The sequence below is a fragment of the Corynebacterium sp. genome, from assembly GCF_030538285.1.
Classification (GTDB): domain Bacteria; phylum Actinomycetota; class Actinomycetes; order Mycobacteriales; family Mycobacteriaceae; genus Corynebacterium.
Genome location: NZ_JAUNUG010000003.1, coordinates 56343 through 80136, shown reverse-complemented (window position 1 = coordinate 80136; position 23794 = coordinate 56343). Strand labels below are relative to the sequence as shown.

Here is a 23794-nt window from a genome sequence, read left to right as displayed (position 1 = left end):
TATTCTTGTCTCTCATGAGCACCCCTGTCCGGCGGGTGGCCGACGCCCTCCGCGCTGATCTGCTGAGCAGGTCGAACCTCAAGATCCTCGCGGGTCTCGCGCTGGTCGGCGTACTAGGCCTATTCGGCGGTTTCCAGGCCGCCGACAGTGACACACCGCGCTACCCGCTTATCGACGCCCCCTCCCCCATCACCGCCGCCCCCGTCGACGTCGTCGTCCACGGCACCGGGCCGATCACCGACTTTTTCGGCGGGGAGATCGACACCGTCAACCTGACGGTGACCAATGCCGGCACGCGCCCCGTCGATGCCCTCACACTCGGCCAGATTCTGGGGTGGGAGGGGCAGGAGGAGTCCACCTTCGCCACCACCCTGCGCACCGACGGATCCTCGGTGGGAGTGCTCAATCCGGGGGTACCGGTGGACATCAGCGTGCAGCTGCCGGATGGTGCGGCGGTGCTGGTGATCAATTCGATGACCTGGCGGGCCAGTAACCTCGACGGTTCGATGCAGTTCTTCGATCCCACGCCCGTGGCGGAGGTGGTTCTATGAGGCTGCCCACCACACAGCAGTCGGTGCTGTTCGTGTTCATCCTCGTGGCAATTTCCCTGGGCACCTGGATCTCCGGTCTGTTCCCCGCGCCACAGTCCGTCCTCGATCGCCCCTACCTGCGCACGGGCAGCGCGGAGCGGATCGGCACGGTCACAGTCTCAGATGTGGCTGCCCACGAGGTCTACCGCGAACAGCCCACACAGGGCATTTTCCTGGTGGTGACGCTGCAGGCGACGGACGTCCCGGAACCGCTTACCCTGGACGCCACACTTATCGACGGCGCCGGGCGCGACGTACAACGCCACTCCATGAGCCAATGCGGCATCCAGCAGCCGGGCCTGGAATTCCCGTGCATCCTGGCCTTCGAGATGGACCCCACTGCGCTGGCCGGCTCCACGCTGCACATCGCGCGCGACAATGTGTTGGCCGAGCGCGAATTCATCGTCGCCGATCTGGACGCGTTGCTCGAGGAGGTCCTATGAGCCACCATGCGCGCCACCGCTCCTGGCACTGGTATGCGGCGGTGGTCCCGGCCATCGCCTTTGCCCTGGCGGCCTCCTCCTTCCGCTACGTGGACATCGCTCTGCCCAATTCACCCAGCGACCCGATCTCCGGGGCGGCCGGTGAGACGCTGCACATCGAGCAGACCGCGGAGGTGGAGGGGGTGGATAACCTCATCGTCGCCGATGTCACCCTCACCCACGCGGCCCTGGTGCGCGCCGAAGACACGCCTTCCCTGGGCGATACGGAGATCGATGTCATCGCCGTCGACTTCGACTGGTCGGCGCCCCCGGAATCGCCGCTGCGCACCTGCGATATGCGACTGCTGACCGAAGATGGCACCCCGTATCTGCCCGCCCCGCGTCTGGGCGCCCGACTGAGCGGGGCCCCACCTGAGCTCACCAACACCTATTACTGCGCCCCCGAGGACACCCCGGGCCCGTTCATGGACATGGGTGTTGATCTCGGGGTCAGTGACTACCAAGATCCCCCACGCCCGGAATCCTGGTCGACCACCGTCTATTTCGTGGTCCCGGCGGGCACCCGCCCCGGATCCGTCGAGGTGATCTGGCAGACCCCCACCTACCTGGAATTCACCGGCGTCTCGCTCGACTCCGCGGAGCTCGCCCTGAGCAGCCTGTCCAGCGCGGGGGCGATGAACACCAGCGCCGCCGCGAAGTAGACGAGGCGGGCGATGACGAGGATGTAGGGGTCGACGGCCACCGCATCCCACCGGTCCAGCGGGCCGACGATGGCGCGGCCAAGGTAGAGCACCCCTATCTCGGTGCTCTTGGCCAGCGTGAACAGCAGGCAGAACATGACCATCGGCCCCAGGCCGGCGGCGGCGATCCGGCCCAGGGACGCCATGGTGGATTTCACCGGCCCCAGCAGCGGTTGCGCGGCTTCGTCGAGTGCCTTCCGGGCTTCTACCTGTAGGCGGTTACGGGGACTATTGCTTGCCGACGCCCCCTTCGCCGCCAGCTGCGCCCCATAAATCGTGGCTCCCAGAGTCAGCCAGGCGACGGGGATGATGATGACGTCATCGGCCCGCGACACCAGGGCTACCAACCAGGAGAAGACGTCCCCCACGGGCCCGGAAAAACCTCGAATCACGTCCCACCCGCCGATCACCGGGGCCAGAACCGCGCGGGAGAACACCCAGTCCCGCACCCAGGCGATGCCGCCGGTGAGGATGACCGAGAAAGTCACCATCCACAGCACCTCCAGGTAGGCCGAGGCCCCCGCCCAACCGACCGAGCGCTCCCCCAGGGCGAACACGCCGATGATCTTGCGCAGCACGAGGGCCACCACGATGAGGCTGATGAGCACCCAGGTGATCTCGAAGTTGGAGCGCCCGAAATCGGCGGTGAACAGGTTGCGGGAGGTCTCCGTCAGAGTGGCGTCGTGGATGTAGGCGCGGGTGTCCTCCCTTAGCAGTCCGTTGGAAGAATACACCGTGAGGAAAGGGATGAGCAGCCCGCCGATGGTGAGCAAGCGGACATGGGTGGACCCTTGCGTGGGGTCGCTCACAGCCCTTGAGAGATATGGCAGCGAGGGCCGCAGGAGCCACAGGGCAGTGATCAGCGAGGTCATCACCGCGATCGGGGCGAGCGGGATGAGAAACACCGCCGCCAGCGAAGACCACCCGGAGACAATGACCGCCGCCCAGATCACCAGGGCGCGCAGCCCCAGGCCGAGGGCGATGACAGTCAGTAGAGCGGCCCAATGGCGGGCCAGCAACCGCAGCGCATCCAGGGGGATGGCCGCGGTGCGTCGAACCGCCGAGATCACATAGTCCACAGGCGGATTATATCGGCATCAGCGCTTGTACAGGTGGCTGATCGCATCCGCGTAGCGCTGGGCGACGACGTTGCGCTTGACCTTCATCGTCGGGGTGAGCTCGTTCTCCTCCTCCGTGAGATCCCGGTCGAGGATGTAGAACTTCCGGATGCCCTCCGCCTGAGAGACGGTGGCGTTGACGGTGTTGACGGCGTCCTGGATCTCCGCCCGCAGGGACGGATCCATGGCCAGGTCCTTGACGGAGGTGTCCTCGTCGATGTTGCGGTTGAGCTTCCAACGGTTGAGCGCATCCTCGTCGAGGGTGACCAGCAGACCGATGAAAGGCTTGCCGTCGCCGACGACCATCGCCTGGGAGATAAGCGGGTGGGCGCGCAGCGAATCCTCCATCGGGCCGGGCGAGACATTCTTGCCTCCGGCGGTGACGATGAGGTCCTTTTTACGGCCGGTGATCACCAGGTGCCCGGACTCGAGCAGTTCGCCGAGGTCACCGGTGTTGTACCACTCGCCTTCCATCGACTCGGCGGTGGCCTCGTCGTTCTTCCAGTAACCGTCGAAGAGGATCGGGCCCTTGACCAGGATTTCGCCGGCGTCGTTAATGCGGATCGTCACCCCACCCAGCGGGCGGCCGACGGTGCCGATCTTCTGATCGTCAAAGTCGACGGCGGCCGCCGCGGCGGTCTCGGTCAGGCCGTAACCCTCGTAGACGGGCACGCCGATGCCGCGGAAGAAGTGCAGCAGCTCGTGGCTCATGGCGGAGCCACCGGTGATGCAGTACTTCACGGAGTCACCGATGGCGGAACGGATCTTGGAGTAGACGAGCTTGTCGAAGACCCTGCGCTTGGCCAGGAGTGCGCGGGAGGGGCCCTCGGGGGTATCCAGGGCACGGGAGTATTCGATGGCGGTCTTCTCGGCGCCGGCGAAAATACGCTCCTTGACGGGCCCCCCGTCGGCGGCGTTGGCGGCTGCGGAGTTGCGCACCTTCTCAAAGACGCGGGGCACACCGAGGATGAGGTTCGGGCGGGAGCGAGCGAACTCAACCGACAGGGTGGAGAAGTCCGACCAGTGGTTCTGGGTGGCACCACCGATGACCACGGCCAGGGACACCGCGCGGGAGAGGACATGAGCCATGGGCAGGAAGGTGAGCACCCGGGTGCCGGGCACGGCGATCCCGCCAATGGGGTGACTGAGCACGCCGCGGACCTCGGCGAGCCAATTGCGGTGGGTGATCTTGCAGCCCTTGGGCTGGCCGGTGGTACCGGAGGTGTAGACCAGGGAGGCCAGATCATCGGTGGAGGTGTGGGCGATACGGTTATCGACCTCCTCGGATGGAATCTCGCGGCCCTCGAACTTCAGGGTGGCGATGGCGGAGGAGTTAATCTCCAGCACGCGGCGCAGCTGCGACGGCGAGCCCTGCAGGCGCGGGGAGCCATCCTCGGCGAGGACCAGGTGGGAGATGAGCTCGGTGTGATCGCGGGTCTCGGAGATGGCGAGCACCGCACCGGAGTCCTCGATGATCCACTGCATCTGCGACAGCGAGGATGAGGGGTAGACGGGCACGCTAACGGCTCCGGCGGCCCAGATGGCGAAGTCCATCAGCGACCACTCATAGCGGGTGGCAGAGATCAGCGCCACGCGGTCGCCGGCCTCCACCCCGGAGGCGATGAGTCCCTTGGCCACCTCGTAGACCTCCGCGACGAACTCCGCGGAAGTGACGTTGACCCACTCAAAGTTGGCGGGGCGGGTGAACATGACGCCATGCGGGTACCTGCGTGCGGTGTCGAGCATGGCGGTCAGGCAGGTCTCGCCGGGGGCGATCTCATAGTCGGCCGGGGTGTGGAACTCCTGCACGGGTGCGTCCTCTCGCATCGGGGTATATGAAGGTTTCCTCTAAACGTTACCCCTGCAACCACATCAGATGTGGGCCACACCCCCTGTGCTGGCAGCAAAGCCGGGACCAAGATGGCAGGATAACGGGTGTGACTTACCAGGACGTGCTGAGAGAACTCGCGGACGCGCACGGCGTCGCAACGCATTACACCGCAAGCGACGGCGAGGAGGTGGTGGTCACCGACGACACGCTGCTGACAACATTGCGTGCGTTCGGTGTCGCGCTTTCCGACGCCCCCGACGAGGACGAACTCGCATCGGTGCTCGAGTCCCACCGGGTGGCGGAGTCGATCCGCCCGCTGCCGGCCTGCGTGGTCGCCGTGGCCGGCGATGAACGCACCTTCAACGTCCATGTCCACGACGGCGCCCCGGCCGAGGTGAGCATCCTGTTGGAGGACGGCTCGCAGCGCGAGGTGTACCAGGAGGAGAACTGGAACGCCCCGGTGAACGTCGACGGCCAGCCGTGGGGCGAGGCCACCTTCCGCCTGCCGGGGGATTTGCCTCTGGGGTGGCACCGCCTCGAGCTGCTCTCCGGTGATATCCGCCACGAGTGTGCGCTCATCATCACCCCGGCCCGCCTGTCCACCACGGACCGCTACGTAGACAACCCGGTGACCGGTGTCATGGCACAGATGTACTCGGTGCGTTCCGAGAACTCCTGGGGCCTCGGTGACTTCCACGACATGGGCCTTCTGGCGGAGGTGCTGGCGAAGGAGGCCGGCGCGGACTTCCTGCTGGTCAACCCGATGCACGCGGCGGAGCCCTTCCCCCCGGCGGAGGATTCCCCCTATCTACCGACCACGCGCCGTTTCATCAACCCGATCTACCTGCGCATCGAGGATATCCCGGAGATGGCGCAGCTGGATGAGGCCACCCACGCCGACATCGCCGAGCTGGCCGCGGAACTGCGCGAGCTCAACCGCTCCAATGAGATTATCGAACGCAACCCCGTCTACCAGGCGAAGCTGGATGTGCTGCACGAGATGCACCACCACGGCCGCACCCCGGAGCGGGAGGAGGCCTTCCGCGCCTACATCGAACGCGAGGGCCAGGGCCTGGTCGACTTCGCCGCCTGGTGTGCGCAGCGCGAGTACGAGCAGATCCACGATAAGCGGGCCCACGGCATCGCCCCGGGTATGGACGATGCGATCAACTTCTACATGTGGCTGCAGTTCCTGTGCGACGAGCAGCTCGCCGCTGCGCAGGCCCGCGCGAAGGCCGCTGGCATGCAGATCGGCATCATGGCTGACCTGGCCGTCGGCGTCCACCCCGGTGGCGCGGACGCCCACAACCTGGCCCCGTGGCTGGCGCCGGATGTCTCCGTCGGCGCCCCGCCGGACGGCTATAACCAGCAGGGCCAGGACTGGTCCCAGCCGCCGTGGCACCCGGCCAAGCTCGCTGAGGCCGGTTACCTGCCGTGGCGCAACCTGTTGTCGACGGTGCTGCGCCACTCCGGTGGTATCCGCGTCGACCACGTTCTCGGGCTGTTCCGCCTTTTCGTCATGGAGCGCATGAAGCCGCCGACCACCGGCACCTATGTCCGCTTCGATCACGAGGCGCTGGTGGGCATCCTGGCGCTGGAGGCCGAGCGGGCCGGAGCCGTCGTCGTCGGCGAGGACCTGGGCACCTTCGAGTCGTGGGTGCAGGATGTGCTCGCCGCGAAGGGCGTCATGGGCACCTCCATCCTGTGGTTCGAGGGCTCCCCCACCGTGGAGGGCCCGCGCCTGCAGCATGAGTATCGTCAGCTGGCGCTGAGCTCAGTGACCACCCACGATCTGCCGCCGACCGCGGGCTTCCTCGCCGGCGAGCACATCGAGCTGCGTGACCGCCTGGGCCTGTTCACCCGCGACGCCGCCGACGAGGACGCCGAGGACTTGGCCTGGCAGGCCAAGGTGCTCGACCGGATCCGGGAGACCGGCTGCTTCGCGGGCTCGGAGCTCGCCGAGACCGAGTTCGAGGGTCTGGAGCGTGCAGAACGTGGTGATGTCGGCGAGCTCATGGAGGGCATCCACCGCTTCATCGCCGGCACTCCCTCCGCCCTGACCTGCATTTCCTTGGTGGACATGGTCGGTGACGTCCGCTCCCAGAATCAGCCGGGCACCACGAAGGACCAGTACCCGAACTGGTGTATCCCGCTGTGCGACGCCGAGGGCACCCCGGTTCTCGTCGAGGATCTGCCACAGGTGGAGCTGTTCCACCGCATCGCGCAGGCGAGTAAGCGTTAAATCAGCAAGGTGCCCCTGGCGACAATCGCCAGGGGCACCCGAAATGGAAGAGCAGCAATCTACATTGCTGCACGCGAACCTAGACTAGCACCGGACAAATGCTCACGCGTCCCTCATTGAAGATTTCATCAGTGCCCCTCGACTGGCACCTTATCTCGAGGCCGCCAGCGCTGATCTCGATCGCGCGGTAGAGCTCTACCGCTGGAACGCAGATTTCGCGGGAGCTCTGCATTCCCAGCTTTCATACGTAGAGATTATGTGCCGCAACAGAATCGATCGAGCACTAACCTCATGGAATGTCGGTCAGGGCATGCCTTCCGGCTGGTCGCTTTCAGGATGCGCAGGACAACTACTGTTCAATTCTATGGGGCATAGCCTGAAGCAAGCCCGCAAACTTGCCAAACAGAATATGAGTAATAGGCGACCGGGCCACCCAAGACAGAATTCGGCCGTTACCCACGACGACGTGTTGGCACAACTGACTTTCGGAAACTGGACCTCACTTCTAGGATGCCGTAAGAACATGGCTCCCAGTGCCGTTCAGAACTCCCAAGTTCTCTGGAATGACGCATTGAGATTCGCTTTCCCAGGTGCTTTCCAGAATGACAACGGCCGCATCTATGTGGGTCAGCGACTTGAACGCCTACGGGAGCTAAGGAATCGCGTGTCTCACCACGAAAACCTCTTGGAAGTCAAGGGCAAGAATCGACTGATGGACATGATCGCTGTCCTCACTGCCCTCGGACCAGGTCATCCGAACTGGGCTCTCTACGGAAGTCGTGTCCGCCAGGTCACGAACGCTGATCCCCGCCTGAAATGGCAGCGGAGGCACTCTAGGCAAACTGCGTGGTAGTAGCCTAGAGCAGGGAGATCAACCAGGCGATCAGCACGATCGCCAGCAGAACCCACAGTGACTGCGTGACCCGCGACTGCGGGTACTTGCGGCGCGCCTTGGGCAGCTTCTGGTCCTCTTTGCGCAGTTCCTCAGGGTTAGCCATGGTTCTCCTCTACTCGCTTGTGTCATTTGTGGTGCCGACGGTTGCCCGCCATACCCGCTCCCCCGCCAGCGCGATCATGTCGATGACACGCACGAGAACGACCGCACCGATCGTCGCCAGCGGGACGGCGCTGGCCATCACCAGAGGGATCTGCAGCCACAGCGGGGCGCTGAGCAGAAACTGGGTGATGGCGTCCATGTCGGATCAATCTACCCCAGTTCAACGCCGGCGAGTCCACGGCGTCGCAACAGCGGGGTGACGTCCTTGTCGCGGCCGCGTAGGCGTCGGAAAGCATCTGTGTAGTCGAGGGACGCGCCGCGCGAGAGGATGTGCTCGCGGAAAGCCTGCCCAGCGGCGCGCTTATCCGGCGCGGCGCTGAACCAGTCGAATCCGTCAGCATCGAGCGCTTCAGCCCACAGGTAGGAGTAGTAGCCGGCGGAGTAACCGCCACCGAAGATGTGGTTGAAGTAGGTGGAGCGGTAGCGGGGCGCGAGGTCATCCACCACGAGACCCGCGTCTTCAAGTGCTTTCTGTTCGAATTCGCTTATCGACGCCATCTTCCCCGCCTCCTCCACCGTCAGCGAGTGCCATGCCAGGTCGATGATGGCGGCGGCGAGGTACTCGGAGGTGGCGAAGCCCTGGCCGAACTGGCGGGCGGCGAGGACGGCGTCGAGAAGCTTCTGCGGGATAACTTCACCGCTGTCGACATGGCGGGCGTAATTGCGAGCGATGTCCGGGTCGAAAGCCCAATTCTCATTGATCTGGGAGGGGAACTCGACCCAGTCGCGCGGCACGTTGGTGCCGGCCAGCGTGGGATAACGCACGTCGGAGAGCAGGCCGTGGAGGGCGTGGCCGAACTCATGGAACAGCGTGGTCACCTGGTCGATGGTGAGCAGCGGTTGCGAGCCGTCGACGGGGTGGGTAATCGACATGACGTTGACCACGACGGGGCGCCGATTCTGCAGCCCGGACTGGCCGACGAAGGAGCTCATCCAGGCACCACCCCGTTTGGAGGGGCGCGCCCGATAGTCGGTGAGTAGCAGGCCGAGGCCGGTGCCGTCGGTATCCAGGACCTCCCAGACGTCGACACCCTCGGCATAACCCTGCAGGTCCGGGCGCTGGGTGACCGTGATTCCGTAGAGCAGGTGAGCGGCATGGAAAACGCCGTCCACGAGCACCTGGCGCAGGGGGAAGTACTGGGAGAGCTCTTCCTCGTCGAGGGAGTAGTCCCGCTCGCGGACCTTCGCCTGCCAATAGGGCCAGTCCGCGGCGCTCAACTCGGTGTCGGCGAGCTCAGCGGCGAGTTTGCGCTCGGCATCGGCGTTGGCGGCGGCAGCCGGGGCCAGGTCAAAGAGCAGTTGGCGGGCGGCGTCGGCGGTGCCAGCGGTCTCCTCGGCGATGACGTAATCGGCGTGGGTCTCAAAACCGAGCAGGCGGGCGCGCTCGGCGCGCAGACGTACCTGCTCCAGGAGGTTCTCGCGGTTGGATTCGGCACCCCGGGCCTGGGAAGCCTTGTAGAGGGCGGCGCGGGCCTCGGGGCGTTCAAGCACGAGCTGATCGGACTGGACGGTGGGCAGCTCGATGGGCAGTACCCAGCCCTCGCCGTCGGCCGCGGAATCCTTACGCGACTGCGACAGCCCCTGCAGGAGCTCCTCATCGTCGAAGCGGACAGCCAGGCGACGGGTATCAGCCAGCAGCTGGCGACCAAAGGCCTCCGAAAGCGAACTCAGGCGCTGATTGATCTCCGCGAGGCGCTGCTTGCCGGCCCGATCGAGGCGCGCGCCGCGGCGCTCGAAGCGCCTGACCAGGAGATCGTGGAGGCGGGCGGACTCGGGGTCGGCGGGGGCGGGGGCGCGAAGAAGCCGCTGGTAGAGGGCCTTATTCTGGTAGATCGCGTCCGAATGCGCGGACAGGCGCGGGACGATCTCGGCGATGGCGGCGTCCATCTCCTCGTCCGCATCCGTGCCCTGCAGGTTGAACAACCAGGCGGTGACGCGGTCGAGGGTGGCGCCGGAGATCTCCAGTGCTTCGACGGTGTTCTCCCAGGTGGGGGTGGCTTCGTTAGTGACGATGGCCTCTATTTCCGCCTGTTGCTCAGCCAACGCGATGTCCATCGCCTCGACCGCATGCTCCAGGCGAATCGCCTGAAAATCGGGCAGTTCATAAGGCAGTGCGGAAGGAACGAGCAACGGATTGGAGGTCATGGCACATCAGCCTAGTACCGTGGGCCCCATGAGCGATCCAGCACGTGTGACCGTGACCTGCCCAGCCGGGAAGATCACCGGCGTCCACGACGGGGAGATCAAGCGCTTCCATTCCATCCCCTACTCCCACATCCCGGGGCCTTTCGAGGATGCGCGCCGCATCGAGCAAAAGCAGCTTATCGACGCCACCGTCTACCGCCCCGACACCATCGCCCTGTCGATTGTCACCCCGGATAATGCGCGGGAACTCGCCGACCTCCCCGTTGTGGTCTATATCCACGGCGGTCGTTTCGAAAATGGAACCCACGGCGACCGCCGCGCTGACGGCACCGCCAACGCCCGCGACGGCATCATCACCGTGCACATCGGCTACCGCACCAAGCTGCAGGGCTTCGCGCGTTTCCACGATGATGAACCCGATCACTTCCGCGGCATCGATGACTGCCAGCTGGCCCTCGAATGGGTCCAGCGCAACATCGAGGCCTTCGGCGGCGATCCGACCAATGTCACCCTCATCGGCCAGTCCGCCGGGGCTACCACCGCCTTGTGGCTGATGCGGCGCGATCACTACCGCGGCGCTTTCCGACGTGTCATCGCCCTTTCCCCCTGCTTTCCGCGGGAGAGCTTTGAGCGCCGCAAAGCTTCCTTGAGAATGGTGCTGGGCAAGCCCGTCACCCGCACCTCCCTGACCCAGTTGGCAGAGGACAACCCCACCGCCCTGGCCAAGGCGTATGCACGTTTCCGCAGCATACACGGCATGGATATGGCGCTCGGGCCGACGGGTTTCGACGGCGCCGAGCTCTCCGACATGCCCCTCATACTGGGCTCCACTCGCGACGAGCACTATGACATGCCAGCGGGAAGAAAGATCGACCAGCGTGGCCTGGGTTCGGCCGCAGCCCGACTGTTGGCACGCCGCATGGGGGTGCGGGGATCCGTCGCGGACTATCTCAAGGAGGTCGCGTCAATCGACCCGCAGCGCCCGATGGGACGACTGATAGGCGATGCAGCCAACCGCCGGTGGGTGTCCCAGGCCGGCGACGAGGTGCCCGGACCAGTGTGGATGGTGGAGTTCACCGCTGATGAGGGCACCGCCGTGCATTGTGCGGAAATCTCCCCTATGTTTGGTGTGTCAGAAACTAAATCGGATAAGATTCGAGAGCTGCTTGTCGCATTCGCCAGGGGATATACCCCCGATTGGGCGGAATACGATCAAACGACAGATAGACAGACCCGGGAGCTCTCGCTCGACTCCGCTCGCGTAAGATTGTCTATAGATCCGCTCCGTATGGTGCGGGAGGCGTTCAACCCCTAAAAAGATGGAAAGGTGCGGCCGATGGGACTCCCCGCGGGCCACTCCTTCGGCGACTGGATCCCGGACTACGAAGATCTCCGGCAGGTGAGTATCCACCGCTTCCCCGAAGGTAACCACGTAGTTATGGAGCTTGAAGATGAGGATGACGAATCCCTCTACCAGTTCCTAGTGGACGATAACGGCGGCTACATCGACGCCACCAGCTTCGATGAGTCCAAGCTCCTCACGGTTCTGCACAATGGAAAAACGGTCGGCGGCGGAGTCTTCGTCGGCCACGCCCCCGGGGAACTGTTCTACGTTGACCATTCGCGCGATACCTACCGCATCGACCTGTATGTCACTGACGACAGTGAGCGAGCGGACGTCGCAAAGTATGTCGTTTCGCTCTATCGTCATATCTGGCCGGGATTGCCCGTTGAGGTGGAGGCTCTGCGCACCCTCACCGGCCCCTATAGCCCCGACCTGCTCGGCCACTTCGAGTATCGGCACAAGAATCGGACCTACGTCCTGGGCACCTTGCGCCGACTCCCCCAGGGCGTCAATGCCTTCGAGCAGACCAAACAGGAGGTGGCCGCACAGGTCATCTCCCATTCCCAATGCTCCAATCTCGGGCAGACGCTGCGCTACATTCACGATTCCTTCCTCATGGCCTTCCCCTACGAGTGGGTTCCGGCCGAGACGGTGGCCCTGCGGCTGATCGATCGCCTGGATATTTTTGTGGCCGCGGCCCCGGAACTTGCCCCCTATGAGTCGTGGATCCGCGAATGGTATGAACACCTCAGCGGATCAATGCTGGTGCAGCGACTGCACGGCAACATCAACCTGCGGGAGATGTGGATCGAGGAAGACAGCAGTTGGTTTATCGGGGGCTGGGAAGGTGACGTGCGCCTACCCATCGAGCAACGCACGCTCAGCGGCTCCCCGCTGGAGGATCTGGCCACTTTGCAGCGCTCCATGTTCTGGGCCTGTGGCGGCAACAAGGCGTGGTGTATCCAGGCAATGGGAGCCATTTTCGACGGCTACGGCGAACCGATGATGTCAGTGCCGTTTAGCGCTTTCGTCCTGGACCGCGCCTGCGAAGAGCTGGTTCGCGAGAAGGACGGCGAGGATGGCAAGCCCGAATTGCCGCTGGCGTTCCTCGAATGGTTCCGCGAAAACGCCCTGGAGACACGTCCCCAGATGGCGCCATCCGAGTTTATGCGGTAAGCAAAACAATAACTTTTCCGCATCATTACCTTAATTGCCGCTCAGCTTCTGATAAGGTTCTGGCATCTATCTCACCGCCCGAAAGGTCTTCCTCCGTGCCCACCGACCAGCTCGACCCAGCGCGTTCCGTAGAGCAGTTGACGTCGGATATTCCCTCGCCCGATGACCTGAAAATTGTCGCTAGCTCTAATGTTCCGGGTGCGCGCCATGTCGCCGGTTTTTCGCCTGACCCGGACGACCCCACCCTGTACCAGTTCTTGCTCGACGAGAACTTTCAGATGGTCAAAGACGACGCCCTCGCCACGGGTTTCGACATCGCTCGCGGTGTGAGCAGTGGAGACTTCGTTGGCATCGGCACCTATCTCGGCTCCATGCCCGAATCGCTCTGTTTCGTCCGCAGCACGCGGGACGAGAATCGCATCGATATTTTCCTCACGGATGACGAGCAGTGGCCCGAGATCGAGAAGTACGCCTTCACCTTCTATCGACGGGTCTGGCCCGGCGTGCCCCCTGAGGTGGAATTGCTGTCCACCCTCATCGGCAGCTACTCCCCTGACCTCATCGGCCGCATCGAACTCACCACGCAGGACCGCACTTACATCCTGGGCACGCTACGTCGCCTGCCCAGCGGGATGAATGCCTGGAATCAGGTCCGCAACCACGCGGCCGCCAATATGTACTCCTATGCTGATGGCTTCCAGCTTGGCAAGACCCTGCGGCTCATCCACGACTCCATGCTCATGGCCTTCGGATATGACTGGATTCCCGCCGCCTGTGTCACCGAGCGCCTCAGTGAGCGTCTGGATCGTTTCGCCGAATCAACCCCCGTCCTCATTCCCTTCGCCCCAATGATTCGCGAATGGTACCGGCTTCTCGACGGCGAGGTGCTCGTCCAACGAACCCACGGCAACATCTGCCTCGAGCAACTGTGGTTGGAGGAGGATGACGCTTGGCTGATCGGCGGTTGGGAGGGTGACATTCGCTTGTCAGTGCCGGAGCGCATCGTGCCCGGTTGCGCACTCGAAGATCTGGCCTCCCTCCAGCGGTCCTTGTTCTGGGCCTCCGAAGGCAACTTGGCCTGGTGCACCGAAATGATGAAATCGATTATGGAGGGCTACGAACACCCTCTGATTTCGCCACTGTTGTTCGTCTATGTCCTCGACAAAATCTGCGAAGAGGTTTACATCGAGACACACCGCACCGGTGGGCAGCCCCTCGTTCCCCTTGAGTTCCTCGAGTTCTTCCGCGCGACTGCACCGCCGTTCACCATGAACAACACCCAGTCGGAGTTCCTCCGGCTAAAGGAGTAACGCGTCTCGCAGACGCTGATCAGCCAGCTCCTCCACCAGCCAGGGACTGAATGCGAAGGGGGTGGCGTCCGCCGCGGCGATCAGCTCGGCAGGGTTCACCCACGCCAGAGAATCGATCTCTTCCGGTCGCGGATCCGGCTGCTCCCCCTCCCCCAGGCGGGCGACGAACACGGGGCAAAACTCATTCTCGACGATCCCACTAGAATCCACCGCCCGGTAACGGAACTCCGGTAACACCACCGTGATGTCTGTGAGGGCTCCCGGCACGAAACCGAGTTCCTCGACGCTGCGGCGAGCCACCGCCTCCTCGTTAGATTCCCCGGGGCCAGGGTGCCCGCAGAAGCTATTCGTCCATACCCCAGGCCAGGTCTTTTTCGACAGGGCCCGTCGGGTCACCAGCAGCTTGCCCTCCGCGTTGAGTACCCAGCAGGAGAAAGCGAAATGCAGTGGGGTGTCCCCGGAGTGGATGGTGGCCTTCGGCGCGGTGCCGGTGGCCTCACCGTGCTCGTCGGCCAGGACCACCAGTTCAACGTCGTTTGTCATGCCACCACCCTACCCAGGGTCAACCGCGGGCCCACGCTCCGATCACGCCGGGTACCACAGGCTGGCGCTCACCGAGCAGCGCGGACACATTCGCATCCTCCTCCACCGCCGACGTCACCGTCTTCACCTTCGCGGACTTCGACTGCTGTTGCGCGCCCATCGGGGCACCCATCATGGGCATCATTCCGCGTCCCATTCCGCCCGTGCTTCTCGACGTCCCACCAGCCCCAATTCCAGCCCCCGTAACCGGGGCTGCCGTTGCCACCGGGGCCGCGAGCTCCGCAGCCCCGCTGCCGACACCCCGTCCACGGGCCATCTGACCAGCCCCGATGGGGCCCATGCCACCGACAGGCACACCTCCCATAGTGCTGCCCAGCCCAGAAGCGGAACGCCCCGCACCTGCCGCCGTGGTCTGCGACTGCCCCAAAGACACCGGCATCCCCGGCATCGGGGTGGACAGCGCCGGTGAACCCAAAGAACCCGGTGCGATAGCCGTACCCGCGGAGGGCACACCACCTGTCGCCGGCATGCCCATCGACCCGAGCCCCGCAGGCATCGACACCGGCGTATGCCCCGCAGCCAACGTCCCCACATCCCCGGCCTGCACCAGACCAGCCCCATCAACTCCCGCCAACTGATGCACACCCTCCTGCACAGTGTTGAAGCTGCCGGCTTCGACCGCACGCTGCAGACCACCGAGGATCTCCAGCGGCGCACCCGGCGCGCGCAGGCCCGTCGCATCATGCTTGCGGCCCTGCCCCTCGACGGACCCCATCCCCATAGCGACCTCACCACCACCGTCCGGCGCCGGATCCATCACCATGAGATTGCGGATCGGCGGCACACCCATCGCCACCGCCGGGTTATAGCTCGCAGGGAACGACGCCAGGAAAGAACGCTCCGCCGCCGCCCGCGCCAACGGATTCGGAATCGCATTGATCACCGGCATCGCCGCAGCAACGGTAACCGCCCCCTGCTGCTGAATGACATTGATCGTCTGCACCGTGTTACCCATCGTCGTCGAATTCGCCGCGAACGTCTCCCCCGCCTGAGCCACCTCGGAAATCTTCCCGATCGCCGCCTCAATCACGTCCCCCCGATTCCGCGCCGACAAATCCGACACCACCGACTGCAGACGCCCCGCAATACCCGCCACATCCGCCGACATCTTGTGCCACATCTGCGACGCCTGAATCAACTCCCCGATCCGCGTCCCCATGAAATCGTTGTTCAACTGGTTGATCGACAACGCCGGCATCACCATCGGCGGAGTGAACGTAAAGCTCTCAAAACGAGGACGCGGCCGCGGCGGAAAACTCACCCCACCATCACCGACAACACCACCCTCATCAGCGATATCCATCCCCCGCGTCACGAAAGCATTCTGCCCCGTCAACGCCTCATAGCTCGCCGCCAGCGCCCCACTCAGCCACTCCACCTGCTCCGCATACGACTGCATCACCGTGATCGCCGACCCCGGTCCCCCATTAATAACCCCACCATGACTGCCCCCGAGCTGATCCAGCCCGGACACACCCGAAAAGCTGGCGTTAAGTGTTGCCATCCGCGCAGCATGCGCTACTTCAACGGCATCTGTTCCGATTTCTCGCAGCTGATCAACCCCTCGTAGAACTGACCCTTGATCAAGATAGATTTCCATTAATTTCCCCCATTTTCTTGACGATGATTTCGAGTTTGGACAACGCGACGGAGCATAATTCTTGACGATCGCCACTGAATAGAGGTTCGTTGTAGTTAACGACGAACCGGCCGCGGGTCGTGCTAATGGCCGCGGAACAGTCGTTTCCAGCATCGCCAGGAAGTGCATGCAGATATGCCCCATCAAGGTCAGTGCCAGAAGCCTCCCCAAGGATGAGATTGAGCTCCTCAATTCTTTCCTTCGAGAACCTATCGCCGGAAAGCCCGACAACACCTGAGTGATCGGGAGTGGTCAACCTCCCGGAACACAACACTGACATGTTCCCGTCGTAGTAGGGCTCCCCGACCGGTTCACCCAGCCCCGCTTCCGCGAGTACTTCCGCCGGGATTTCGGTGCACGGGTCGAACACGGTGAAATCGCCCTCGGGGTCAAAGTCCCCAAGTTCGATCACTGGTTCCGCTGCGGCCGATGTAGCGGTCGTGGCGGGGACAGTGCTGGCGATGGGTTGTGTGTCGCTGTCAGTGCAGGCGGCGAGCAGAAGTGCTGCGAGGGCGCAGGGCAGAATGCGGCGGACGGGCATGGAGTCCCCTCTTGTGGTGGTCGAGGGCGCGGAGGAATTCCGCACCCGACACACTTAGACTCCGAAAATGACCGAAAGGTTCCCTGGTTTCCAAAGATTTTTTCTAGGGCCCTGATTCTCTTACGTCAGGAAGTCCTCACCTCTACATAACCCCAGGTCAAAAATGGTACTACGTCAGAGAATCAGGCGACACCCCTCGCAGCAACCCCCGCGAACCCACCAGACCCAGGCCCGCCTGATTCTCTCACACCTGGAACACCTCGCCCTCACAAAACCCCAGGTCAGAAATGGTGCTATGTCAGAGAATCAGGCGACACCCCTCACAGCAACCCCCCGCGAGCCCACCAGACCCAGGCCCGCCCGCCACTAAGCGGACAGGAACACCTCGCCCGCACAAAACCCCAGGTCAGAAATGGTGCTACATCAGGGAATCAGGCAACAGACCCCACAGCCCCACCCCACACCCCTAGAAGTTGAGGTTGCCCTCCCAGATGACGTTGCCCACCTGGAGTTCGGCGTCCCACATGTTGCCGGGGCTGACGCTGAAGGCGTAGCGCAGGTTAGTCGAAGCGCCGGGACCGAGCGGGAGATCAAGGCCGAGGGGAAGATCAGTGTCCTCGTTGGCGACGGGGTCGGCGTCGACCATGGTGCCGCCGCCGGAGTTATAGCGCAGGGTGGGTTGGGGGATGGCGGAGGGCGGGAGCGGCTCATCGTTGAGGTTGGTCACCAGCACGGTCACCACACTGCCGCCGGTCGGGGCCGAGCGAACGCCCTGGTAAATCCATTCGACGCCCAAACCGGGGTCTTCGGTGGAGCCACGGAGCGACTCGGCCTGGACGGGGTCGACTGCCTCGGGCTGGGCCTCGGGGGTTTGGGAGGTGGTGACGACGAGGCCCTCCTCAGGAGATTCCGTTTCGTCTGTCCCGCAGGCGGTGAGAAGAAGTGCGGATGAGAGGATGACAAGGGCGGGGCGTAGTCGTGACACGATGCCTGCCTTTCGTACCGGCCTAAGATGTTCGGGGTAGCTCTCATAGTCTAGCCGTGAACGTGACTGCCCTGTCTTCACACCAAGGTATTGGAGAACGTTGAACTCTCTCACCCGCATCATCCGCAGCGCTTCGGCTCTGTGGCCGTACTACCTCGGCGTGGTGCTCATTTCCACCGCTGCTGCTGCATTGGCCCTGGTTTCGCCGTTCATTCTCCGGGAGGCGACGGACACGATTGTCTCGGCGGTGCATGGGGATGTCCCGGTCCCGGATGTCACGATGATCCTGTTGTGGCTGGCTATCGGCCTGTTTGTGGCGGATCTCCTCAACACCGCGATGACCAATGTCGGCGGTTACATCGGTGATGTCATGGCGATGCGTATGCGCCAGATCCTGTCCACCCGCTATTACGCGAAGCTGCTGGCTTTGCCGCAGCGTTACTTCGATAACCAGGTCACGGGCACGGTCATTGCGCGGTTGGACCGTTCGATCACGTCGATCACACAGTTCCTGCAGTCTTTCTCCAACAGCTTTTTCCCCATGCTCATCCAGGTGGTGGCGGTGCTGGCGATCACGGCCTGGTACTACTGGCCGCTGACGATTCTGCTGGCCCTGTTGTTCCCGGTGTACATGTGGCTGACGACGCTGACGTCGAAACGCTGGCAGAAGCTCGAAGGTGAGAAGAACGAGCAGATCGACCTGGCGAACGGCCGTTTCGCGGAGGTCATCGGCCAGGTGAAGGTGGTCAAGTCCTTCGTCTCTGAGGTCCGTGAGCTCAATGATTTCGGCAGCCGCTACGGCAAGACGGTGGAGATCACTCGCCCGCAGTCCCGCTGGTGGCACTCTATGGACACCGCCCGCGGCGCTGCTCTCAACCTCATCTTCTTTGGTATCTATCTGGTGTTGTTCTTCCGTACCCTGAACGGTCAGTTCTCACTCGGTGACATGGTTATGCTCATTCAGCTGGTGAACATGGCCAAGCAGCCGGTGCATATGATGAGTTGGATCGTCGACGCTGCACAGCGCGCCATGGCGGGATCGAAGGACTACTTCAAGGTCATGGAGGAGGAGTTCGAGCCGACGGCCAATGCTGAGCTCGTCGCCGCCACGGAGGCTTCGGGAGTGCCTGTCCTTGATCTCACCCCTGCTCGACCGCTGCGCGCCGACGCCCCCGTCGTGCGTTTCGACGATGTCACCTTCGCCTACACCGAGGGAGATCCGGTGATCCGCGACGTCTCCTTCGAAGCGCGGGAAGGCGAGAAGATCGCGCTGGTCGGCGAGTCAGGCGGCGGCAAGTCCACGCTGGTCAACTTGCTGCTGGGGCTCTACCCCATTAACGAGGGCACCCTGCAGGTGTGTGGCCGCGACATCCGCGATCTCTCGGCGGCGCAGCTGCGCGCCAGCGTCGGCGTCGTCTTCCAGGAGGCCGCTCTGTTCTCCGGAACGGTGCGCGAGAACATCGCCTACGGCCGCCCCGGCGCGAGCGCGGAGGAGATCGTCGAGGTCGCCCGCCGCGCGAACGCGCACGATTTCATCATGCGCTTCCCCGACGGCTACGACACCGTCATCGGTGAGCGCGGCCTGCGCTTATCGGGCGGGCAGAAGCAGCGCGTCGCCGTGGCGCGCGCCATGCTCAAAGATGCCCCGATTTTGCTTCTCGACGAAGCGACCTCCGCCCTCGACACCAAGGCCGAGCGTGCCGTCCAGGCGGGTTTGGACGAGTTGATGAAGGACCGCACGACGCTGATTATCGCGCACCGCTTGTCGACGATCGCGAACGTGGACACCATCGTCACCCTCCGCGAGGGCGAGATCGATGAAATAGGTTCACCGGACGAGCTGGCCTCCTCGGGCGGTATCTACGCCGAGCTTCTGCAGCTCACGGCCTCCTCCTCGGCCGCCGACCGGGCCCGCCTGAAGCGCTACGGACTCGTCGTGGATGGCCACGAGGAAGAGGAAGGGGACTAATCTGTCTGGCATGCAGTTCCCCACCCTCGACCAGCTCAAGGACCGTCGCACCCGCAAGTGGACGGTCTACGACGATGACGTTTTGCCCCTGTGGATCGCGGAGAGCGATTTCTTCACCTGCCCGCCGGTGAAGCAGGCCATCGCCGATGCCATCGACCGGGAGTCCTTCGGCTACACCCCGGCCACCTCCGACCTGCCGGATGCGGTGTCGGATTTCTATGCCGAGCGCTACGGCTGGCGCCCGGACCCGGCGATGATCGTCGCGGTTCCGGATGTGGTGCGCGGCCTGGCCCTGGCGATTGAGTACCTGACCCGCCCCGACTCGGGCGTCATTGTGCCGGTGCCGGCCTACCCGCCCTTCCTGGAACTGCCGGAAGCCACGCGCCGCCGCATGCATCACATTGACGCATATGGTGGCATTGACTTAGGCGACGTCGAGAAGCACTTTTCGGACGGTGCCGGATCAATCCTGCTCTGCGCCCCCAACAACCCGCTCGGCTACACCCTGGATGCCCAGTTCCTGGAGCAGCTGTGCGACCTGGCCGCACGTTATGACGCCCGCGTGCTGGTCGATGAGATCCACGCTCCGCTGGTCTACGAGGGCACCCACGTGTGCGCGGCGGCCATAAACCCGGACGTGTGTGTCACCGTCACCGCCACGTCGAAGGCGTGGAACATCGCGGGCCTCAAATGCGCGCAGATGATCTTCAGCAACCCGGCCGACATGGACACGTGGAAGAAGATGACCGGGGTAGCCAAGGACGGCACCTCCACCCTGGGGATCTGGGCGGCGATCGCCTGCTACCGCGAGGGCGGGGAGTTCCTCGATGAGCAGGTCGCCTACCTCAAGTCCAACCGCGACTGGCTGGTGGAGGAGTTGCCCAAGCGCATCCCCGGTATCCGCGTGACCAACCCGGAAGCTACGTACCTTATGTGGCTGGATTTCTCGGACACCAAGATCGGTGATCAGGAACGCCCGGCGATCTGGCTGCGGGAGCACGCGAAAGTGGCTTTCAACGACGGTCTGCACTTCGGGCCCGGGGGTCTGCACCACGCGCGGTTGAACTTCGCCACCTCGCGGGAGATCCTGCAGGAGGCGGTCCGCAGGCTGGAGTCTGCACTCTCCCTGTGATTTCCCTAACCTGGAATGCATGACAGAAGAGCGACACGACGACCTACCCGTGACCCCGACCGCACCGCCCGGCCCCGGCTTGTCCATGGGCCCGCTGGGTGCTGGCCCCGAACCTGACCAGAACCCCGAGCGCCCGAGGACTGACGCCGAGGGCTATCTCGTCGAGCCGGAGTCCGAGGAGTTCGAGACCCCGACCCCGGCTCCCGGTGATGCCCCCTGGGAGCGCCCGGAACCCGAGTGGTACAAAGAGGCCGTCTTCTACGAGGTGCTGGTCCGTGCCTTCTATGATCCGGAGGGCACCGGCTCAGGTTGCCTCAGGGGCGTGACGGAGAAGCTCGACTACCTGCAGTGGTTGGGCATCGACTGCATCTGGCTGCCGCCTTTCTATGATTCCCCGCTGCGCGACGGCGGCTATGACATCCGCAATTTCCGTGAGGTGCTGCCGGAGTTCGGCACGGTCGATGATTTCGTCGAGCTCATGGACGAGGCCCACAAGCGGGGCATCCGTGTCATCACCGATCTGGTGATGAACCACACCTCCGACCAGCACGCCTGGTTCCAGGAGTCCCGCCGCGACCCGGAGGGCCCCTACGGCGATTTCTATGTGTGGCGCGACAACGACGACGAGTACTCGGACGCCCGCATCATCTTCATCGACACCGAAGAGTCCAACTGGACCTACGACCCGGTGCGCAAGCAGTACTTCTGGCATCGTTTCTTCTCCCACCAGCCGGACCTCAACTACGACCATCCGCCGGTGCGCGCCGCGATGCTGGATGTCATGCGTTTCTGGCTGGACCTGGGCCTGGACGGTTTCCGCCTGGACGCGGTGCCCTACCTCTATGAGCGGGAGGGCACGAACTGCGAGAACCTGGCCGAGACCCATGAGTTCCTCAAGCAGGTCCGTGGTGTCATCGAGGATGAGTACCCGGGTCGTGTGCTGCTCGCGGAGGCGAATCAGCTCCCCGATGATGTCGTCGAGTACTTCGGGGAGCCGGAGGTCGGCGACGAGTGTCACATGGCCTTCCACTTCCCGGTCATGCCGCGCATTTTCATGGGTGTGCACCAGCAGTCGCGCGCCCCGATCTCGGAGATCCTGGCGGACACCCCGCCGATCCCGAAGACCGCCCAGTGGGGCATCTTCCTGCGCAACCACGATGAGCTGACCCTGGAGATGGTCACCGATGAGGAGCGCGCGTACATGTACAAGCATTTCGCGCGAGAGCCGCGGATGCGCGCCAACGTGGGCATCCGCCGTCGCCTCGCTCCCCTGCTGGGCGGTGACCGCAACAAGCTGGAGCTGGTTCATGGCCTCCTGCTGTCGCTGCCCGGCTCGCCGGTGCTCTACTACGGCGATGAGATCGGCATGGGCGACAACATCTGGCTCTACGATCGCGATGGCGTGCGCACCCCGATGCAGTGGTCGAATGACCGCAACGGTGGTTTCTCCAAGGCTGATCCGGAGCGTCTGTACCTGCCGGCGATCCAGAATGACCAGTACGGTTATCAGACGGTCAACGTCGAGAACGCCATGAAGCGGGACAACTCGCTGCTGCACTGGGTGCGCAGCCAGATCAAGGTGCGCCAGCAGTACAAGGCCTTCGGCCTGGGCACCTACCGGGAGATCGACTCGGAGAACGAGGCCGTGCTCACCTACCTGCGTGAGTACAAGGACGAGACGATCCTGTGCGTGAACAACCTCTCGGATCGCCCGCAGGCTGTGGCTCTGGACCTGTCGGAGTTCTCCGGTGTCATCCCGCGCGAGCTTTCCGGTGGTGAGTCCTTCCCGCCAATCAAGCATTACCCGTGGGTGGTCACCCTCGCACCGCACGGTTACTTCTGGTTCGACATCTCGAAGGAGTGATCATGGATCTGGCACACATGCTTGCCGACGCCCGTTTCTACGGCGCCAAGTCCGAGCCCATCGATGCGGTCGACATAGTTTCCGAGACCCCGGCGGGCGAGGCCCGGCTGCTGATCCTGCGGGTCAATGGTCGGCACCTCTACCAGGTGCTTGTCGATGCCGACGGCCGCGACGTCCTCACCGACTCACCGGAGCTCTACCTGGCGGCCCGCGACCTGCCGCAAGGTGAGACGAAGGCGATCGACGGGGAGCAGTCAAACACCTCACTCATCGTCGGCGACCAGATGGTGAAGGTCTTCCGCCACCTGGAGCCGGGGTTGAACCCGGACGTGGAGCTGCTCTCGCAGATCGCGGACTGCCCCAACATTGCCCCGGTGCGCAACTGGGTGTCGGAGACGATCGACGGTGAGGAGCACACCTTGGCGATGGTCCAGGACTTTGTGCCCGATGCCGACGACGGTTGGCGCTACGCCCTCGGTTTCGCCGAGCACGCAGCTTCCTTCGGGCCGGAGGCCTCACTTTTGGGCGAGTCGACGCGCTGCGTGCATGAGGCATTGGCGGGGGCTTTTGAGCGGGGCGTCGATAAGCCTTCTTTCCTGGCTTCCCTGGATGACCTGGTGGCCCGCGCGCCGGTGCTGGAGGAGTTCGCCGACCGGGCGCGTGCTTTCTATGAGGGCCTGGGAGAGGAGGTAGAGGTGCAGCGTGTCCACGGTGATCTGCACCTGGGGCAGGTGCTGCGCACCCCGGACACTTACATCCTCATCGACTTCGAGGGTGAGCCCGCCCGACCGCTGTCCGAACGGCGCCGCCCGGATTCGCCGCTGCGTGATGTGGCGGGTATCCTGCGCTCCCTCGACTACGCCGCGGCCGTCGCCGGGGCTGATCCGGAGTGGGCGGAGGCCGCCGGGGATGCCTTCCTCGATGGCTACGGGGTGAAGCGCTCGCCGCTTCTCGACGCCTACGTCCTCGACAAGGCCCTCTACGAGGTGGTGTACGAGTCGAATAACCGCCCCGACTGGGTCGAGATTCCTCTGGCGGCCGTGCGGCGGATCCTGGATTAACGC

General features: G+C 64.0%; 20 protein-coding genes. 11 read left to right on the top strand and 9 right to left on the bottom strand.

Annotation, left to right across the window (positions count from 1 at the left end; all coding sequences use genetic code 11):
- The first annotated feature begins 14 nt into the window (after nt 1–14).
- From Q4G50_RS01995 to Q4G50_RS01985, 3 genes are read left to right on the top strand one after another with little or no spacing between them, the layout of a single operon-like run.
- Nucleotides 15–551 (top strand): hypothetical protein, encoded by a 537-nt coding sequence (locus tag Q4G50_RS01995; RefSeq protein ID WP_303375965.1) that lies wholly within the window; start codon nt 15–17, stop codon nt 549–551.
- Nucleotides 548–1033: a hypothetical protein gene (locus Q4G50_RS01990; RefSeq protein WP_303375964.1), complete on the top strand. Its 486-nt coding sequence runs from the start codon at nt 548–550 to the stop codon at nt 1031–1033. The genes Q4G50_RS01995 and Q4G50_RS01990 overlap by 4 nt, the downstream gene beginning before the upstream one ends.
- A complete protein-coding gene (locus tag Q4G50_RS01985; RefSeq protein ID WP_303375963.1) occupies nt 1030–1734 on the top strand; it encodes a hypothetical protein in 705 nt (234 codons plus the stop codon). The genes Q4G50_RS01990 and Q4G50_RS01985 overlap by 4 nt, the downstream gene beginning before the upstream one ends.
- On the opposite strand, the gene Q4G50_RS01980 is transcribed toward Q4G50_RS01985, so the two are convergent.
- Both Q4G50_RS01980 and Q4G50_RS01975 read right to left on the bottom strand, forming a co-directional pair.
- Nucleotides 1635–2852: a hypothetical protein gene (locus Q4G50_RS01980; RefSeq protein ID WP_303375962.1), complete on the bottom strand. Its 1218-nt coding sequence runs from the start codon at nt 2850–2852 to the stop codon at nt 1635–1637. The genes Q4G50_RS01985 and Q4G50_RS01980 overlap by 100 nt on opposite strands.
- A gap of 18 nt (nt 2853–2870) precedes the next feature.
- On the bottom strand, nt 2871–4718 hold the full coding sequence (locus Q4G50_RS01975) for a long-chain fatty acid--CoA ligase (RefSeq protein WP_303375961.1): 1848 nt from the start codon (nt 4716–4718) through the stop codon (nt 2871–2873).
- A gap of 110 nt (nt 4719–4828) precedes the next feature.
- On the opposite strand from Q4G50_RS01975, the gene malQ reads away from it, so the two are divergent.
- Nucleotides 4829–6964 (top strand): 4-alpha-glucanotransferase, encoded by a 2136-nt coding sequence (malQ, locus tag Q4G50_RS01970; protein WP_303375960.1) that lies wholly within the window; start codon nt 4829–4831, stop codon nt 6962–6964.
- A gap of 857 nt (nt 6965–7821) precedes the next feature.
- On the opposite strand, the gene Q4G50_RS01965 is transcribed toward malQ, so the two are convergent.
- The 3 genes from Q4G50_RS01965 to Q4G50_RS01955 are packed head-to-tail and all read right to left on the bottom strand — an operon-like array spanning nt 7822 to nt 10166.
- Nucleotides 7822–7962, bottom strand: a complete 141-nt coding sequence (locus Q4G50_RS01965; protein WP_303375959.1) for a hypothetical protein — start codon at nt 7960–7962, stop codon at nt 7822–7824.
- A gap of 9 nt (nt 7963–7971) precedes the next feature.
- Nucleotides 7972–8160 (bottom strand): hypothetical protein, encoded by a 189-nt coding sequence (locus tag Q4G50_RS01960; protein ID WP_303375958.1) that lies wholly within the window; start codon nt 8158–8160, stop codon nt 7972–7974.
- A gap of 11 nt (nt 8161–8171) precedes the next feature.
- The gene (locus Q4G50_RS01955; protein WP_303375957.1) at nt 8172–10166 is read right to left on the bottom strand and encodes a M3 family metallopeptidase; all 1995 of its coding nucleotides are present in this window, start codon (nt 10164–10166) and stop codon (nt 8172–8174) included.
- Nucleotides 10167–10194: 28 nt separating this feature from the next.
- Here Q4G50_RS01955 and Q4G50_RS01950 point away from each other — a divergent pair, with 28 nt between their 5' ends.
- The 3 genes from Q4G50_RS01950 to Q4G50_RS01940 all read left to right on the top strand — a co-directional run bounded on the left by Q4G50_RS01950 (nt 10195) and on the right by Q4G50_RS01940 (nt 13997).
- Nucleotides 10195–11481, top strand: coding sequence for a carboxylesterase family protein (locus tag Q4G50_RS01950; protein WP_303375956.1), 1287 nt, complete (start codon nt 10195–10197; stop codon nt 11479–11481).
- Between the two features lie 21 nt (nt 11482–11502).
- Nucleotides 11503–12687 carry a hypothetical protein gene (locus Q4G50_RS01945; RefSeq protein WP_303375955.1) on the top strand — a complete coding sequence of 395 codons (1185 nt, stop codon included), beginning with the start codon at nt 11503–11505 and terminating at the stop codon, nt 12685–12687.
- 95 nt (nt 12688–12782) lie between these two features.
- Nucleotides 12783–13997, top strand: a complete 1215-nt coding sequence (locus Q4G50_RS01940) for a hypothetical protein (protein WP_303375954.1) — start codon at nt 12783–12785, stop codon at nt 13995–13997.
- On the opposite strand, the gene idi is transcribed toward Q4G50_RS01940, so the two are convergent.
- The 4 genes from idi to Q4G50_RS01920 form a co-directional block, all read right to left on the bottom strand.
- On the bottom strand, nt 13986–14540 hold the full coding sequence (gene idi, locus Q4G50_RS01935; protein WP_303375953.1) for an isopentenyl-diphosphate Delta-isomerase: 555 nt from the start codon (nt 14538–14540) through the stop codon (nt 13986–13988). The genes Q4G50_RS01940 and idi overlap by 12 nt on opposite strands.
- 19 nt (nt 14541–14559) lie before the next feature.
- A complete protein-coding gene (locus Q4G50_RS01930; RefSeq protein WP_303375952.1) occupies nt 14560–16104 on the bottom strand; it encodes a hypothetical protein in 1545 nt (514 codons plus the stop codon).
- Between the two features lie 79 nt (nt 16105–16183).
- Nucleotides 16184–16780, bottom strand: coding sequence for a DUF3558 family protein (locus tag Q4G50_RS01925; RefSeq protein ID WP_303375951.1), 597 nt, complete (start codon nt 16778–16780; stop codon nt 16184–16186).
- Nucleotides 16781–17246: 466 nt separating this feature from the next.
- Entirely contained in the window at nt 17247–17765 is a 519-nt protein-coding gene (locus tag Q4G50_RS01920; RefSeq protein WP_303375950.1) for a hypothetical protein, read from the bottom strand.
- Between the two features lie 100 nt (nt 17766–17865).
- On the opposite strand from Q4G50_RS01920, the gene Q4G50_RS01915 reads away from it, so the two are divergent.
- The 4 genes from Q4G50_RS01915 (at nt 17866) to Q4G50_RS01900 (ending at nt 23791) form a co-directional block, all read left to right on the top strand.
- Nucleotides 17866–19734, top strand: coding sequence for an ABC transporter ATP-binding protein (locus Q4G50_RS01915; protein WP_303375949.1), 1869 nt, complete (start codon nt 17866–17868; stop codon nt 19732–19734).
- A gap of 10 nt (nt 19735–19744) precedes the next feature.
- On the top strand, nt 19745–20866 hold the full coding sequence (locus tag Q4G50_RS01910; protein ID WP_303375948.1) for a MalY/PatB family protein: 1122 nt from the start codon (nt 19745–19747) through the stop codon (nt 20864–20866).
- Nucleotides 20867–20951: 85 nt separating this feature from the next.
- Entirely contained in the window at nt 20952–22730 is a 1779-nt protein-coding gene (gene treS, locus Q4G50_RS01905) for a maltose alpha-D-glucosyltransferase (RefSeq protein ID WP_303376009.1), read from the top strand.
- Between the two features lie 2 nt (nt 22731–22732).
- The gene (locus Q4G50_RS01900; protein WP_303375947.1) at nt 22733–23791 is read left to right on the top strand and encodes a hypothetical protein; all 1059 of its coding nucleotides are present in this window, start codon (nt 22733–22735) and stop codon (nt 23789–23791) included.
- Nucleotides 23792–23794 lie beyond the last annotated feature (3 nt).